Below are 13689 nucleotides of genomic sequence, written 5' to 3' on the forward strand. Positions count from 1 at the left end.
TGAGGAAGGCATGGCCGTGCCCCTTGAGGTCGACCTGCCCCGTGACCACTACACCGTCGAGGACTGGCTTCACCTGCCCGAAACCGTCGGGCAGCGGATCGAGCTCATCGACGGGAGCTTTGTCGTGAGTCCCACGCCGTTGTCGACTCATCAGCTCTGCGCCAAGCGGCTGGTACGCATTCTGGACGATGCCGCATCGCATGACCTCGAGGTCCTCGAAGCGTTCGGCGTGCGGACGGCGAACGAGGTGCCGGTCCCGGATGTGGTGGTCGGTGACGCAGACGTGATTCTGGGTGGCGCCACCGTGCTGCTCCCCGAGCAGACTCACCTCGTGGCCGAGATCGTCAGTCCGAGTCACCGCCAGCGGGACTATCACGACAAGCCCCGGATCTACGCCGGCGTCGGCATCCCGACCTTCCTTCGCATCGAACTGGCCGGGATCGCGCCGCCGTACGTCGAGGTGTTTCATCTGCGTGACGGCGCGTACACCCTGGTGGCGAAGGCGAACGCGGGGCAGGTGCTGGAGCTGACCCAGCCGTTCCCCGTCGCGTTCGACCCGGCGCGTCTCGTCGGACGGCGTGCGGCGTAGCGCTCGGAGCAGGGCGCGCTTGGGTCTGGCCCCGCCGTAGGTTGAAGATCGCTTGGGCGTCGCGACGCGCCGCGCGGGGAATTCTGTGATCGCCGGGTACGGCTTCACAGCTTCGGGGGATGTCAGCAGATGGCGTTGAAGCACTCGCGGCGCGGCGGTCGTTCCACCCGTGACCTGGAGGTGAATCCCCTCTTCAGCCAGGAGCCGGTCACGGTTCCCCGGTACGCCCTGCCGCCGGGGAGATGGACCCGGCGGGCGCTGCGGCTCGTGGCCGAGTGCGCGGAAAAGAACATGATCGACAAGGATGAGTGTCCGCAGACCGCCGAGCTGGAACTGCGGTGCGTGCACATGCCGGCCCGGCTGTGGCACGCCCCGGATCCCCGGCGGGTGGCGGGGTGCTCGACGACCAGATCGAGCGAGGCCGCCGGCGCGGTGATCGCGCCGTTCCTCGACCCGGGCCTGGTGTGGGACTTCCGGCTGCCCCGCGTGGCGTCGATCAACACCTCCGGCCACAAGTACGGGCTGGTCATGCCCGGTCTCGGCTGGGCGCTGTGGCGTGACGCCGACGCGCTGCCGGACGACCTGGTCTTCCACGTCAACGACCTGGGCGGGCAGATGCCCACGTTCGCGTTGAACTTCTCCCGTACCGGCGCCCAGGTCATCGCGCAGTACTGCAACTTCCTGCGGCTGGGCTTCGACGCATACCGCCGCGTCCAGCGCACCTGCCGGGACGTCGCCGTGCGGTTGGCCGGAGAGATCGCCGCGCTGGGGCCGTTCGAGCTGATCACCGACGGAGGCGAGGCGCCGGTCTTCGCGTTCCGGCTGCGCCCGGAGATCACCAACTTCACCGTCTTCGACGTCTCGGCCGCCCTGCGCGAATACGGGCGGCTGGTGCCCGCGTACACCTTTCCGCCGGACCGTACCGACCTGTCGGTGTTGCGGATCGTCGTCCGCAACGAGGCGTTCGCTCACGGCATCAAGACGTGATGTGTCGCCTGTTCGGGATGAGCAGTTCGCCGCGGCGTACGCACGCCACGTTCTGGCTGCTGGACGCCCCCGACAGCCTCAGCGACCAGAGCCGGCGGGACCCGGACGGTACGGGGCTGGGCTACTTCGACGCCGACGGCACCCCGCGGGTGAGCAAGGCGCCCATCGCCGCGTACGAGGACCGGCGTTTCGCGACAGAGGCCAAGCAGGTCGAGTCGACGACCTTCCTCGCGCACATCCGCTTCGCCTCGACCGGCGGCCTGGAGCGGCGCAACACTCACCCGTTCGAACAGGACGGTCGCCTGTTCGCGCACAACGGCGTGCTGGAGAACCTGGACGAGCTCGACACCGAGCTCGGTCCGGACATCGCGCTGGTCCACGGGGACACCGATTCCGAACGGTTCTTCGCTCTGATCACACGCGAGATCCGGGCTCATGGCGGGGACGTCGCCGGCGGCATCGTCCGCGCGGCCCGCTGGGTCGCCGACCGCCTGCCGGTCTACTCCCTCAACCTGGTCCTGACGACCGCGGACGGGCTGTGGGCGTTGCGCTACCCGGACACCCACGCCCTGTACGTGCTCGAACGCCCGCCGGGCGGCCGGCACGGCGACCGGCACCTGGACCACGGCGGCACCGCCGGCCACATGCGCGTCCATTCCCGCGACCTGACCGGCGCGCCCGCGGTCGTGATCGCCAGCGAACGCATGGACGACAACCCCGCCTGGCGCCTGATGGAACCCGGCGAGCTCCTCCACGCGGGACCCGGCCCGCGCGTCACCCACACGATCGCGCTTCCCCGCGAACCGAGCCATCGGCTCCGCCTGAAGGATCTGCGGCCCGAGGCCGCCGAATCCCAGAAGTCCGCGTAGGGACCCGGCGCGCCTCGCCGGACGGCGCGCCGGGTACGGGGTGTCTCAGGCGCTGATGCCCTCGATGTGGGGCTGGAGCTCCTTGAGCAGGGCACGCTTGGGCTTGGCCCCGACGATCTGCTGTACCGGCTCGCCACCCTTGAACAGCAGCAGGGTGGGCAGACCCATGACGCCGTAGCGGTTCGGAACGTTCGGGTTGGCGTCGTAGTCCAGCTTGGCGATCTTGAGCTTGTCGCCGTGCTCCTCGGCGATCTGGTCGAGCACCGGAGCGATCATGCGGCAGGGTCCGCACCAGGTCGCCCAGAAGTCGACCAGCACGGGCGTTTCGCTCGCCAGCACCGCCTCGTCGAAGGTCGCGTCGGTCACGGTAAAGGGCGCGGCCGCGTCCGCCATCAGATGTCTCCTTCCGGGCGCACCGCCCGTACGGCGGCGACGTCTCACGCTGAAAGTCGCGAACCGCCCAAGTTGTTCCCGCACTGCCGGCCTCAAGTCCGGGGGCTCAGTCCCGCGACGGACAGCCGGAACAGCCGGTCCGCCGCGGCGGCGGGGTCCGGATGGTGCTCCGTCGCGAGGACGATGCCGACGATCAGCGCGATCAGGTCGGCGATGGTGACGCCGGGGGGCACCGTGCCGTCCTGCATGGCGCGGTGCAGCAGGGGATCTCCCGCCTCTCGCATCACCGCCGCGCAGGTGTTGTCGTGCAACGGGTCGGGCTCGGTCCCGTCGTAGGTCAGCGCGGCCGCCAGCCCCCGGGCGGAGGCGGAGTAGGCGACGACGTCACTCAGCCATTCCAGGAGCGCGGCCCGGCTGTCGCTCTCGCCGGTCAGGGCCTGGGCGCGGGCGGCCAGGGCTTCGATCCGTTTCCGGGACACCGCCTCCAGCAGCGCGCGCCGGGTGGGGAAGTGGCGGCGCACGGTCGCCGAGCCGACCCCCGCGATGCGGGCGATCTGTTCCAGGGAGGCGTCGGCGCCGTGGGCGGCGATCTCCTCCTCGGCCACGGCGAGGATGCGCCCGTAGTTGCGCCGGGCGTCCGCGCGCTGGCGGTCGGGCATCGGCCTCGTCTCCAGGGTCGGTTGTCATGCGGCGGGGTTGTTAAGTGGCGGGCCCCGCCATATCGTAGCGCGGAGAAAACGGCGGGGCCCGCCGTTTAGTGTCGAGCACCCCGAGGAGCACCATGTCCACATACTCCGCGCCCGTCCTGGTCACCGGCGCCACCGGCAGGCAGGGCGGGGCCACCGCCCGTGCCCTGCGTGCGGCGGGCGTTCCCGTACGCGCCCTGGTGCGCGACCCGTCCACGGACCGGGCCAGGGCCGTCGAGGCGCTCGGCGCCGAACTGGTCACCGGCGATCTCCACGACCGCGACTCCGTGATCCGGGCCGCCGAGGGCGCCCGCGCGGTCTTCTCCGTGCAGATGCCCGCGATCGTCGGCGATGCCTTCGACTTCGAAGGGGAGATCGCCCAGGGCGTCAACCTCGTCGAGGGCGCGAAGGCCGCCGGAGTGCCGCAGTTCGTGCACACGTCCGTCACCGGCGCCGGCCGGCACACCGAGGTTCCGGGCTGGGCCGAGGGCCGGTGGGCTTCGATGGAGGGCACCCTGGGCGCCAAGAGTGCGATTCAGGACCGGGTCCGCGAGGCCGGCTTCCCGCACTGGACGCTGCTCAAGCCGGGCTTCTTCATGGAGAACTTCCTCCCGTCAATGGCGTTCCTGTTCCCGCGCGGCGTCGAGGGCGGTCTGGTGAGCGTCCTGAACCCCGAGACCCGGCTGTCCCTGGTCGCGGTGGACGACATCGGCAGGGCGGCCGCCGCGGCCGTCGCCGCGCCGGAGCGGTTCGACGGGGTGGAGCTGGAGCTGGCGAGCGACCATCTGTCGATGAAGGAGATCGCCGAGGTCCTCTCCCGCGCCCTGGGCACACGGCTGACCGCGCCGGACATGACCGAGGAGGAGGCCCTCGCCGCCGGAATGCCCGCGATGGGAGCCACCCACGAGTGGCTGAACGTGGCTGGCCAGCCGGGCCGCCCGGAGTACGCGAGGGCCCTCGGCCTCCCGCTCACGAGTTTCGAGGAGTGGGCGCGGGAGCACATGCGGGCAGCGGCCTGACCGTTTTCTTGGCCCGGGGTCGCCGAGTCCACGCCACGGCGGTCGACCGTCCAGCCGGTCGCCCCGGCCTCGCAGGGTGGTGTTCTGCCGGAGGATCCGCCGCATGACGCCGTTGCCGGTGCCGAACTTGTCGGCGACCTGGCGGATGCTCCAGCCCGGCTCGTAGAGGCGTACCGCGTCCTCGGCGCGTTGCCGTAGGGCATCGCCCGATTCGCCGCGTTCGGCCTCGAGGAGGCGGCGGATCGCCGCGAGGCGGTAGCGACGGTGACCGCCGGGAGTGCGGATCGGCGTGAGCCTGCCGTCGCGTGCCCACCGTACGGACCCCGAAGAGCTCCGCCACCTCCCGGCGTCTGAGCAGGTCATCGTCGCCTTGGGGGAGTCTCATGAGACGGCCTCGCCGGTCACCGCACGCCGGGGGAGCGCGGCCGCGCGTTCGTCGTGAGTGAGTGGGCCGCCCACGGCCAGGAGAGCGTGGACGACCTCATGGGCTCAGCCCCCCTCCTTCTCGCGGCCACGGCTGTCACGCCGGAGCGTTCGCGAATGCCGTGCGGATCTCCGCGCAGAAGGCTTCGGGCACTTCGAGCATCGGGAAGTGGCCCCCGTGCTCGGCCACACTCCAGTGGCGCAGGTCGCGGTAGCGCTCCTCGACCCATGAGCGGGGCAGCTTCTGAAGGTCGCGGGGGAAGACCGTCACGGCCGCCGGCACCGTCACGGGCGTGTTCGTGTCGGACATGCCGAGGCCGCGGAAGCTCTCCCAGTACAGCCGGGCCGCGGACGCGCCGGTGCGGGTGAACCAGTACAGCGAGACGTCGTCGAGGATGCGATCCCGGGACACCGCCTCCTCGGGGTTGGTCTCTGAGTCGGAGAAGTCAAAGAACTTCTCCGCGATCCAGGCGAGCTGGGCGGTCGGCGAGTCGACCAGCGCGTACCCGATCGTCTGCGGGCGTGTGGACTGCTGGAGCGCGTAGCCCCGCCCTGACCGCCCGAACTCGGCGTACTCCTCGAGCCAGCGCTTCTCGGTCGGCGTGAGCGTGTTGTCGTCGAATCCCTCGGGGCGCGGCGCCCAGGGCACGGTGGTGTGCATCATGGCGACCCGTTCGGGGTGGCGCACGGCGATCGTGATCGTGACCATGGCGCCCCAGTCGCCGCCCTGAACGAGGAACCGTTCGTAGCCGAGCCGGGTCATCAGCGCGACCCAGGCATCGGCGATGCGCTCGATGCCCCACCCCGCCTCGGCCGGCTTCTGGGAGTAGCCGAACCCGGGCAGGGACGGGATGACGAGGTGGAACGCGGGCTCGCCGTCGCACGGCTCGGCGAGCGCGTCGATCACGTCGAGGGTCTCGATGACCGATCCCGGCCACCCGTGCGTGATCAGCAGGGGACGAGCATCCGGCCGCGAGGACCGGATGTGGAGGAAGTGGATGCCGAGGCCGTCGAGGATCGTGTGCGACTGTCCGCGCGAGGCCAGCTCGCCCTCCACGCGCCGCCAGTCGTGCTCATCGCGCCAGTAGCGGATGAGCTCGGTCAGGTAGTCGAGGGGGATGCCCTGCGCCCAACCGGGTGCCGTCTCCGGTTCGGGGAGCCGGGCTCGGCTGAGGCGTTCTCTCAGGTCGTTGATCTCGTGATCCGGCACGACGGGCCGAAACGAGGTGATCTCCGCATTCTGGCGGTCACTCATCGGGAGGTTCCTTTCCACGGTCGCGTTGACGTGGTCGCGCGGCGGTCGCGTTCAGCCGGTGACCGGGCGGATCGGCAGGAGGGTGCCGGACAGGTGCATGGACTCGTCGGCGCACAGGAAGCGCACGAAGGGAACGATGTCCTCGGGCCGGTCGACTCGCCCGCCCGGGTACGCCGACGCGACGCGCTCGGCGTACCCGTCTTCGACGGTGCCGCGCATGCCCGGGGTGTCGGTCAGACGGCGTACGTCGCGGATGTCGGCGTGCAGTAGTCGCAGCTTCTCCGCGGGGAGCATCAGTCCCGCATTGCTGACCAGGGCATCGATCCGCCCCCATCGGCCGTCGATGGCGCCGACCGCTTCGGCGACGGCGGCCTCGTCCGTGACGTTGCACTTGAGAGCCAGTGGCTCCTCCGCGCTCGGCACGCTCTGCTCGATCTCGCGGGCGACCGCATCGAGGTCCGCGCCGTCGCGTTCTAGGAGGGCGATGCGCGCACCCTCCGCCGCGAGCCCCAGGGCGAGCGCGCGCCCGAGTCCCCGGCCGGCGCCCGTGATGGCGATGACCTTCTGGATATTCACGTAGCTCCAACCAACTGTTTGGTTGTAGCTGATGCTAGCAGGCGAGAGGCAGCGAAATGCGAGGGTCGGCTTGGCTGTACGGAACCAACGGTTCAGTTGACGCCTCGATATGATCGTCGTATGGCACGTGACACGCAGGAGACCCGTAGACGGCTGCTGGATGCCGCGAGGACGGAGTTCGCCGAGCATGGTCTCGAGGGCGCTCGGGTGGACCGCATCGCCGGGGCCGCGGGAGTGAACAAGGAGCGGATCTACGGCCACTTCGGCAACAAGGAACAGCTCTTCGAGGCGGTGCTCTCGGCCGCGCTGACCGAGGCGGCGGAACTCAAGCCGGCCGCCGGACTGACCGACCCGGCCGCCTACGCGGCCGCGACATTCGACTTCCACCGGTCGAACCCGCATTTGATCCGCCTGTTGATGTGGGAGTCGTTGCAGCGACAGCGGATCTCACCGGAGGCCGCGGCGCGGCGAACGCGCTTCTACACCGAGGCCGCACAGCGGCTCGTGCCTCCGGGTACCGACGACGAGACCGCACGGTTCGTCCTGTACGGCATCCTGGCGCTGGCGACGTGGGCCCAGGCGTTGCCCATCGCCGGCTCGATGGTGTTCGGAGGCGCCCCCGACCCACAGGATCTGCGCGAACGGATCGCGAACGCCGCCGCCGCGCTCGTCGAACCTGGCCAGTGAACGCGGCCGGGCGATGTCGGTGCCGTTCGCCTGACGGCCGGTGGCCGAAGCCGTACGTGTCGGGCGTCGGTCACCGGGTGCCCGGCTGTTCCTCCAGGAGTTCGGCCTCTTCGAGGGCCGGGTGGCGGGAGCCCAGGAGCACCGCCGCGCCCGCCCATGCCAGGTCGGCGACGGTCATCACGACCCTTGAGGCCAGGGCGACGATCAGTGGGGCGCCCGCGGGCAGGACCGGGCCCAGTGTCACGGTGAGCGCCGCCTCCCGTACCCCCACGCCGCCTGGTGCGATGACGACCAGGAATCCGGCGGTGAACGCGAGCGCGTACGCGCCGGTGGACAGGAAGAACCCCGACCCGCCCGCCGCGCGGACCAGCAGCCAGGCGTGCGCGCCGAACAGGAGCCAGCCCAGTGCCGTCCAGGCCACCGCGCGGATCATCGTGGCCAGGCCCGCCGTACGGTCGAGGGGCTGGCGCCGGGCGAGCCGGAGTGCCCGGTTGAGCGCCCACGCCACGATCCGCGGGTGCAGCAGGGCCAGGAAGATCGGCGCGAGCACCAGCAGCCACCAGTAGCGACGGGTGGCATCGGACGAGGTCAGCGGCAAGGTCACGGCCGCCGCCGCGCAGCCGGTGGCGATCGTGGTGGCCATCGCCAGCAGGGCCGCCGTCGCACCGCGCTGGCGGGGTACGCGATGTTCCTTCGCCAGCTCCATCTGGGCGACCAGCGCCCACACCGAGCCGGGGATGTACTTGCCGAGCTGGGAGACGAAGTAGACCCGCACGGCCGCCCGCAGGGGTAGCGGCGAGCCCATCCCGGCCAGCAGCGACCGCCAGCCCAGCATCCAGGCGCCGAGCCCGGCGACGCCGGCGACGAGCGCGGCGACCATGTACGGCCAGGAGAAGGCCGTCAGCGCATGGCGGGTGTCGTCCCAGCGCGACGCCAGGCCGTACACGCAGAAGGCGAGCGCGACGACGACCAGCGCCACGCGCGGCAGGCGACTCGCTCGCAGCCGGGAGATCACCCGGTCAGGGTAGTCGTTGCCCGGCCTGGCCCGGGCATCACGCTCGCGCCCGCCTGATGAACAACGGCCCGTTCGCGCCGGAACCCGGCGGTACGGGCCTTCGTCGAACTTCCCGCTCGGCCGCTCACGTACGCTGCGGCCTCACGACGTGCGCATAGGCCGATAAGTCGGCCCGCGCGGGGGATAGGGGTGTGCCGTGAGCGGCGGCAGGACGGCGGGCGAGGTGCGCCGGCGGCGGCGCCGGAGGGTTGTATGGGCGGTCGTCGTGGCGCTGGTGGTGGGCGGGGTCGCGGCGCTGACCACGCTGCTGGGGCAGAACGAGCGTGTCGCCCGCATGTGGGTCGAGGCGGAACTGTCCGCCGACGGCAGTGCCCGCGTCACCGAGGTGATCGACTACGACTTCGGGGGAGCCAACCGCCGGCACGGCATCTTCCGCGACGTCCCCGGCATACCCGAGGACGCCAAGGTGAGCGTCACCATGGACGGCAAGCCGGTCCCGTACGACGTGGATCCCTACTGGGGCGATCACGGTGAGACCCGGATTCTCATCGGTGACGCCGACCACTTGATCAGCGGCCATCACCGCTATCGCATCCAGTACCCGCTGGAGGGCGTCGCCCCCGGCGGGAAGCTCGCCTGGAACGCCGTGGGCACCGGGTGGCAGGTCCCGCTCAGCCACATCGAGATCCAGGTGACCGGGCCTTTCGCCTTCGGTGACGTCCGCTGCGTCAGCGGCCGGTCCGGCTCCAGGAACCCGTGTCGGGCCGGCCGGCCGCAGCCGGGGCAGCTCACGCTCGGGCTCGACGCGCTGAAGGCGGGTCAGGGCGCCACGCTGTACGCCACCTCCGCCGGCAGGCTCGCCGCCGCGCCACCGTCGCCGGCCGAGCCCTCCGGCCCGGTCGTCCTCGCCGACCGGCCCGGTGTGCTGTGGGCCGGGCTGTACGCCGCCGGGATCGCTCTGGCCGCCGGGCTGCTGGTGGGGTGGGTGATGCGGAGGGCCGGGCGTGAGCGGATCGCCGCCGACGCGCTGCCAGGCTCCCCGCCGGCCGGCAAGGTGCGCCGCGTGGACGTCACGCGGTTGGCCTCCCTGGCCACCGAGGCGTCGTCCCCGCCGGAGGAGCTGACCCCGGCGCAGGGCGGCCTTCTGCTCGACGAGTTCGTCTGGCCCAGGCACCAGGTGGCCTGGCTGCTGAGCACCACGATCGACGGCTACCTCGTCCTGGGCGACGACAACGACTCGTATCCCACCCTCACCCGCCCGTCGCGGGAGGAGGTCACGCGCGACGACCGTGCCGTCCGGGACGTGCTGGACCAGGCATTCGTGGGTCGTGACTCGCTGGTGCTCGGCGGCTCCTACGACCCGTACTTCACGAAGGCCTGGAACAAGATCGCCGATCAGCTGAGAGGGTGGCTCGACGGCAGTGGCCTGTGGGAGCCGGGCCGGGAGAGGCTGAGAAGACGTCTCGTGCTCGGCGGTGTGGTCGGTGCCCTGGCCGGTCTGATCGCCGTGGGCGTCGCCGGTGCCGCCGCGGGAGGTGTGCACGGGTACTGGTCGGTGTTGCTGCCCATCGGGGCGGCCGTGGCGGGCGCGAGCGTCGCACTGTTCGCCTGGGCGGACGAGACGCTGGTCCGCACCCCTCGGGGGTCGAAGCTGTGGCTCGAAGTGGAGTCCTTCCGCCGCTACCTGGCCGGAGCGGGCGCCGAGCATGTGGAGAAGGCGGCCGAGGCCGGAGCGCTGGACCAGTACACCGCCTGGGCGGTGGCCCTCGGCGTGGCCGACCGCTGGTCCGAGGCGGCGGAGAAGTCGACGGTGCCTCCGGCGTCCGGGCACCGGCGCGCAAGGGCGTCCCTGTACCGACCGCTGATGGCCACGGCGATCCTCTCGGCGGTCTCCTCGACCACCAGGGCGCCGTCTTCCAGCGGATCGAGTTCGGGCTCCGGATCGAGCTCCGGCGGCGGCTTCTCGGTCGGCGGCGGTGCGGGCGGCGGAGGAGGCGGCTCCTGGTGACGGGCCGTACGGCGGAAGCAAACGGTGAACACTCGGTGATCAGCGGATACCGCTCAGGTTCCGCCCGTAGAGTGGGGTCGCGATGAAACTCAACGACGCAAAGGCCTTCGTGGGCCATCAGGTGCACGTGTGCCGTTTCCGTGAGGCCGGGACGCTTCTCCGCTGGATGGGTGACGACCTGCGCGGCAAGCGGGTGCTCGACGTCGCCGGCGGTGACGGCTACTGGGCGGGGCAGGCGCGCAAGCGCGGCGCGTACGCGGTCTCCATCGACCTGGCCCGCGGCAAGATGCTCTACGGCCGTACGCTCAAGTACACGCCGGCGCTGATCGAGTGCGACGCGCTCCGGCTGCCGTTCGCCGACGAGTCCTTCGACGCGCTGCTGTCGGTGTGCGCCATCGAGCACTTCGACGACGGCGGCACGGCGCTGGACGAGATGTCGCGCATCCTCAAGCCGGGCGGCGAGCTGTTCATGTCCGCCGACGTGCTGAGCCGGTCGCGCGACTGGCCCAAGCTCCGCGAGGCGCACTGCGAGAAGTACCACGTGCAGCACACCTACACGCACGAGACCCTGGCCGGGCTGCTCGGCGAGCGCGGCATGGAGCTGGTCGACTACTCCTACCAGTTCCGCAGCCGGACCACCGAGCGCCTCTACCTGTCGCTGTCGGCGTACGGGGGCCGGGTCGGTTTCAACGCCGCCGCGCCGCTGACGCCCCTCGTGGCACTCGCCGACCGCCGCAGTCCCAATGACCGCGGCAGCATCGTGCTGATCAGGGCGCGCAAGAAATAGTGACGTCCCCCCGTTCCGGACTGATCGGCGTAGGCTTCCGATCGGGGAGTGATCCCCACCACTTCGGCACCTAACGAGGGGGCGACTGTCAACGTGGTGCCTCGGGTCCTCGTCGACGCGACCGCTGTACCCGCTGACCGCGGTGCGCTGGGGCGATATGTCGACGGCCTGATCGCCGCGCTGCACCGCGCGGACGCCGATCTGGCCGTCGCCTGCCAGCGATCGGATGAGGAGCGCTACGCCGCGCTCGCACCGAAGGCCCGTGTCGTCTCGGGGCCGCCGGCGATCGTGCACCGGCCGGCGCGGCTGGCCTGGGAGCAGACCGGGCTGCCGTTCATCGCCAAGCAGGTCGCCGCCGACGTCATCCACGCGCCGTACTACTCGACACCGTTGCGGCCGGGGGTGCCCGTGGTCGTCACGGTGCACGACGTCACCTATTTCGCCGAGCCGGAGGTGCACAACCCGGTCAAGGCGACCTACATCAAGTCGGCCACGCGCACCGCGGTACGCCGCGCGGCCCGGCTGATCGTGCCGTCCAAGGCGACGCGTGACGAGATGGTCCGGCTGTTGCGCGCCGACCCGACGCGCATCGACGTCGCCTACCACGGCGTCGACCACGAGATCTTCCACCCGCCGGGCGAGGACGAGCGGCGGCGCGTCTCCGACCGGCTCGGCCTGCACGGCCACCCGTACATCGCGTTCCTCGGCGCGCTGGAGCCGCGCAAGAACGTCCCGAACCTCATCCGCGGCTGGGTGCGCGCCGCCGACGGCCTGAAGGACGCGCCCGCCCTCGTGCTGGCGGGCAGCGGCGGCTGGGACGACGAGGTCGACGCGGCGCTCGCCGACGTCCCGCACCAGCTGAGAGTGCTGCGGCCGGGCTATCTGCGCTGGTCGTCGCTGCCGGGGTTCTTCGGCGGCGCGCTCGTCGTCGCACTGCCGAGCCGGGGCGAGGGCTTCGGGCTGCCGGTGCTGGAGGCGATGTCCTGCGGCTCGGCCGTGCTGACGACGCACCGTTCGTCGCTGCCGGAGGTGGGCGGTGAGGCCGTCGCCTACACCGAGCCCGACGCCGAGAGCATCGGCGCGGCGCTGAGCACGCTGATCGCCGACGACGCCCGCCGGCGCGCGCTCGCCGAGGCGGCCGCCGCCCGCGCCGCGGAGTTCACCTGGACGGCGTCCGCCGAGGCGCATCTCGCTTCCTACCGGCGCGCCGCCGAGCAGTAGTGTGGCCGCCACACCGATAAGGGAGGGACACGCTGGAAGCGATTCTGCTGGTCGGAGGTAAGGGCACGCGGCTGCGGCCGCTGACCATCTCCACCCCCAAACCGCTGCTTCCCACCGCCGGCGTGCCACTGCTGGAGCACCTGCTCAGGAAGGCCCGCGCGGCCGGAATCCGGCGCATCGTCTTCGCGACGTCCTATCGCGCGTCGATGTTCACCGAGGCGTTCGGCGACGGCTCGCGGCTCGGCCTCGAACTCGTCTACGTCACCGAGGACCAGCCGCTCGGCACGGCCGGCGCGATCCGCAACGCCGCGCGCGAGCTGACGTGCGACGCCGACAGCCCGGTCGTCGTGCTGAACGGCGACATCCTGTCGGGCCACGACCTGGCGGCCCAGATCATGATGCACGAGAAGTCCGGCGCGGCCGTCACGATGCACCTGACCCTGGTCAACGACGCGCGCCGCTACGGCGCCGTGCCGACGACCTCCGAGGGCAAGGTCATCGAGTTCGTGGAGAAGTCGCCGAAGCCGCCGACCAACCAGGTCAACGCGGGCTGCTACGTCTTCCGGCGTTCGGCGATCGAGGCCATCCCCGAGGGCCGGGTCGTCTCGGTGGAGTACGAGACCTTCCCCGGCCTGCTCGCCGCCGGCGAGACGATCATGGGGTACGTCGAGGGCGCGTACTGGCTCGACGTGGGCACGCCGAGCACGTTCGTGCAGGGCTCGTGCGACCTGGTGCTCGGCCGGATGACGTCGCCGGCGGTCACGCCCGGCGGCGGCGTGCTGTTCCTCAACGGCTCGGTGGTCGCCCCGGAGGCCGCGGTCTCCGGCGGTACGGCCGTCGGCGCCGGGGCCGTGGTCGAGTCGGGCGCGACGGTGGAGTCCAGCGTGCTGTTCGACGGGGCCGTGGTCGAGCAGGGCGCGCGGGTCTCCCGCTCGGTGATCGGCCGGGGCGCCCGCATCTGCGCGGGCGCGGTGCTCGACGAGACGGTGATCGGCGACGGCGCGATGGTCGGCGCGGGCAACGAACTGCGCGGCGGCCTGCGGCTGTGGCCCGGCACCCAGCTCCCGCCGACCGCGGTGCGGTTCTCCAGCGACGTCTGAGGCCGGCGCCGAGAAGTGGTGCTGGGTACACCCCCGCCCGGGGTCTGACCGGCTGGGGCGGGACGGGCGGCGTG

14 protein-coding genes and 1 pseudogene are annotated in these 13689 nt (G+C 71.5%); 9 read left to right on the top strand and 6 right to left on the bottom strand.

The window, feature by feature from the left end:
• The first annotated feature begins 10 nt into the window (after positions 1-10).
• The 3 genes from QSK37_RS25675 to QSK37_RS25685 all read left to right on the top strand — a co-directional run bounded on the left by QSK37_RS25675 (position 11) and on the right by QSK37_RS25685 (position 2445).
• Positions 11-589 (top strand): Uma2 family endonuclease, encoded by a 579-nt coding sequence (locus QSK37_RS25675; protein ID WP_285625694.1) that lies wholly within the window; start codon positions 11-13, stop codon positions 587-589.
• Positions 590-718: 129 nt separating this feature from the next.
• Positions 719-1576 carry a pyridoxal-dependent decarboxylase gene (locus QSK37_RS25680; protein WP_285625696.1) on the top strand — a complete coding sequence of 286 codons (858 nt, stop codon included), beginning with the start codon at positions 719-721 and terminating at the stop codon, positions 1574-1576.
• The gene (locus QSK37_RS25685; RefSeq protein ID WP_285625699.1) at positions 1576-2445 is read left to right on the top strand and encodes a class II glutamine amidotransferase; all 870 of its coding nucleotides are present in this window, start codon (positions 1576-1578) and stop codon (positions 2443-2445) included. Before QSK37_RS25680 ends, QSK37_RS25685 begins: the two co-directional genes overlap by 1 nt.
• A gap of 45 nt (positions 2446-2490) precedes the next feature.
• Here the strand turns inward: QSK37_RS25685 and trxA are convergent, their stop codons facing one another.
• Entirely contained in the window at positions 2491-2838 is a 348-nt protein-coding gene (gene trxA / locus QSK37_RS25690) for a thioredoxin (protein WP_285579202.1), read from the bottom strand.
• A gap of 92 nt (positions 2839-2930) precedes the next feature.
• The gene (locus QSK37_RS25695) at positions 2931-3497 is read right to left on the bottom strand and encodes a TetR/AcrR family transcriptional regulator (RefSeq protein ID WP_285625702.1); all 567 of its coding nucleotides are present in this window, start codon (positions 3495-3497) and stop codon (positions 2931-2933) included.
• Between the two features lie 122 nt (positions 3498-3619).
• On the opposite strand from QSK37_RS25695, the gene QSK37_RS25700 reads away from it, so the two are divergent.
• On the top strand, positions 3620-4543 hold the full coding sequence (locus QSK37_RS25700) for an NmrA/HSCARG family protein (RefSeq protein WP_285625705.1): 924 nt from the start codon (positions 3620-3622) through the stop codon (positions 4541-4543).
• A gap of 117 nt (positions 4544-4660) precedes the next feature.
• Here QSK37_RS25700 and QSK37_RS51800 read toward each other — a convergent pair.
• The 3 genes and pseudogenes from QSK37_RS51800 to QSK37_RS25715 all read right to left on the bottom strand — a co-directional run.
• Positions 4661-4906 (bottom strand): annotated as a pseudogene (locus QSK37_RS51800) (hypothetical protein); the annotation flags it as partial.
• Positions 4907-5063: 157 nt separating this feature from the next.
• A complete protein-coding gene (locus QSK37_RS25710; RefSeq protein ID WP_285625707.1) occupies positions 5064-6221 on the bottom strand; it encodes an epoxide hydrolase family protein in 1158 nt (385 codons plus the stop codon).
• Positions 6222-6272: 51 nt separating this feature from the next.
• The gene (locus tag QSK37_RS25715; RefSeq protein ID WP_285625710.1) at positions 6273-6797 is read right to left on the bottom strand and encodes an SDR family NAD(P)-dependent oxidoreductase; all 525 of its coding nucleotides are present in this window, start codon (positions 6795-6797) and stop codon (positions 6273-6275) included.
• 120 nt (positions 6798-6917) lie between these two features.
• Here QSK37_RS25715 and QSK37_RS25720 point away from each other — a divergent pair, with 120 nt between their 5' ends.
• The gene (locus QSK37_RS25720) at positions 6918-7484 is read left to right on the top strand and encodes a TetR/AcrR family transcriptional regulator (protein WP_285625713.1); all 567 of its coding nucleotides are present in this window, start codon (positions 6918-6920) and stop codon (positions 7482-7484) included.
• 70 nt (positions 7485-7554) lie between these two features.
• On the opposite strand, the gene QSK37_RS25725 is transcribed toward QSK37_RS25720, so the two are convergent.
• A complete protein-coding gene (locus tag QSK37_RS25725) occupies positions 7555-8499 on the bottom strand; it encodes a lysylphosphatidylglycerol synthase transmembrane domain-containing protein (protein ID WP_285625716.1) in 945 nt (314 codons plus the stop codon).
• 196 nt (positions 8500-8695) lie between these two features.
• Here QSK37_RS25725 and QSK37_RS25730 point away from each other — a divergent pair, with 196 nt between their 5' ends.
• From QSK37_RS25730 to manB, 4 genes are all read left to right on the top strand, one after another.
• A complete protein-coding gene (locus QSK37_RS25730) occupies positions 8696-10507 on the top strand; it encodes a DUF2207 domain-containing protein (protein ID WP_285625719.1) in 1812 nt (603 codons plus the stop codon).
• Between the two features lie 82 nt (positions 10508-10589).
• Positions 10590-11294, top strand: coding sequence for a class I SAM-dependent methyltransferase (locus QSK37_RS25735; RefSeq protein WP_285625722.1), 705 nt, complete (start codon positions 10590-10592; stop codon positions 11292-11294).
• Positions 11295-11390: 96 nt separating this feature from the next.
• A complete protein-coding gene (locus tag QSK37_RS25740) occupies positions 11391-12515 on the top strand; it encodes a glycosyltransferase family 4 protein (protein ID WP_285625725.1) in 1125 nt (374 codons plus the stop codon).
• Between the two features lie 47 nt (positions 12516-12562).
• Positions 12563-13615, top strand: coding sequence for a mannose-1-phosphate guanylyltransferase (manB, locus tag QSK37_RS25745; RefSeq protein WP_285626177.1), 1053 nt, complete (start codon positions 12563-12565; stop codon positions 13613-13615).
• Positions 13616-13689: the final 74 nt, after the last annotated feature.

The organism is Actinoallomurus iriomotensis (genome assembly GCF_030269445.1).
In the GTDB taxonomy this organism is placed as follows: Bacteria; Actinomycetota; Actinomycetes; order Streptosporangiales; family Streptosporangiaceae; genus Actinoallomurus; species Actinoallomurus iriomotensis.

Coding starts and splice junctions, on each gene's coding strand:
- QSK37_RS25675 (WP_285625694.1), top strand. CDS start 11: ATGGCCGTGCCCCTTGAGGTCGACCTGCCCCGTGACCACTACACCGTC.
- QSK37_RS25685 (WP_285625699.1), top strand. CDS start 1,576: ATGTGTCGCCTGTTCGGGATGAGCAGTTCGCCGCGGCGTACGCACGCC.
- QSK37_RS25710 (WP_285625707.1), bottom strand. CDS start 6,221: ATGAGTGACCGCCAGAATGCGGAGATCACCTCGTTTCGGCCCGTCGTG.
- QSK37_RS25695 (WP_285625702.1), bottom strand. CDS start 3,497: ATGCCCGACCGCCAGCGCGCGGACGCCCGGCGCAACTACGGGCGCATC.
- QSK37_RS25720 (WP_285625713.1), top strand. CDS start 6,918: ATGGCACGTGACACGCAGGAGACCCGTAGACGGCTGCTGGATGCCGCG.
- QSK37_RS25700 (WP_285625705.1), top strand. CDS start 3,620: ATGTCCACATACTCCGCGCCCGTCCTGGTCACCGGCGCCACCGGCAGG.
- QSK37_RS25680 (WP_285625696.1), top strand. CDS start 719: ATGGCGTTGAAGCACTCGCGGCGCGGCGGTCGTTCCACCCGTGACCTG.
- QSK37_RS25735 (WP_285625722.1), top strand. CDS start 10,590: ATGAAACTCAACGACGCAAAGGCCTTCGTGGGCCATCAGGTGCACGTG.
- trxA (WP_285579202.1), bottom strand. CDS start 2,838: ATGGCGGACGCGGCCGCGCCCTTTACCGTGACCGACGCGACCTTCGAC.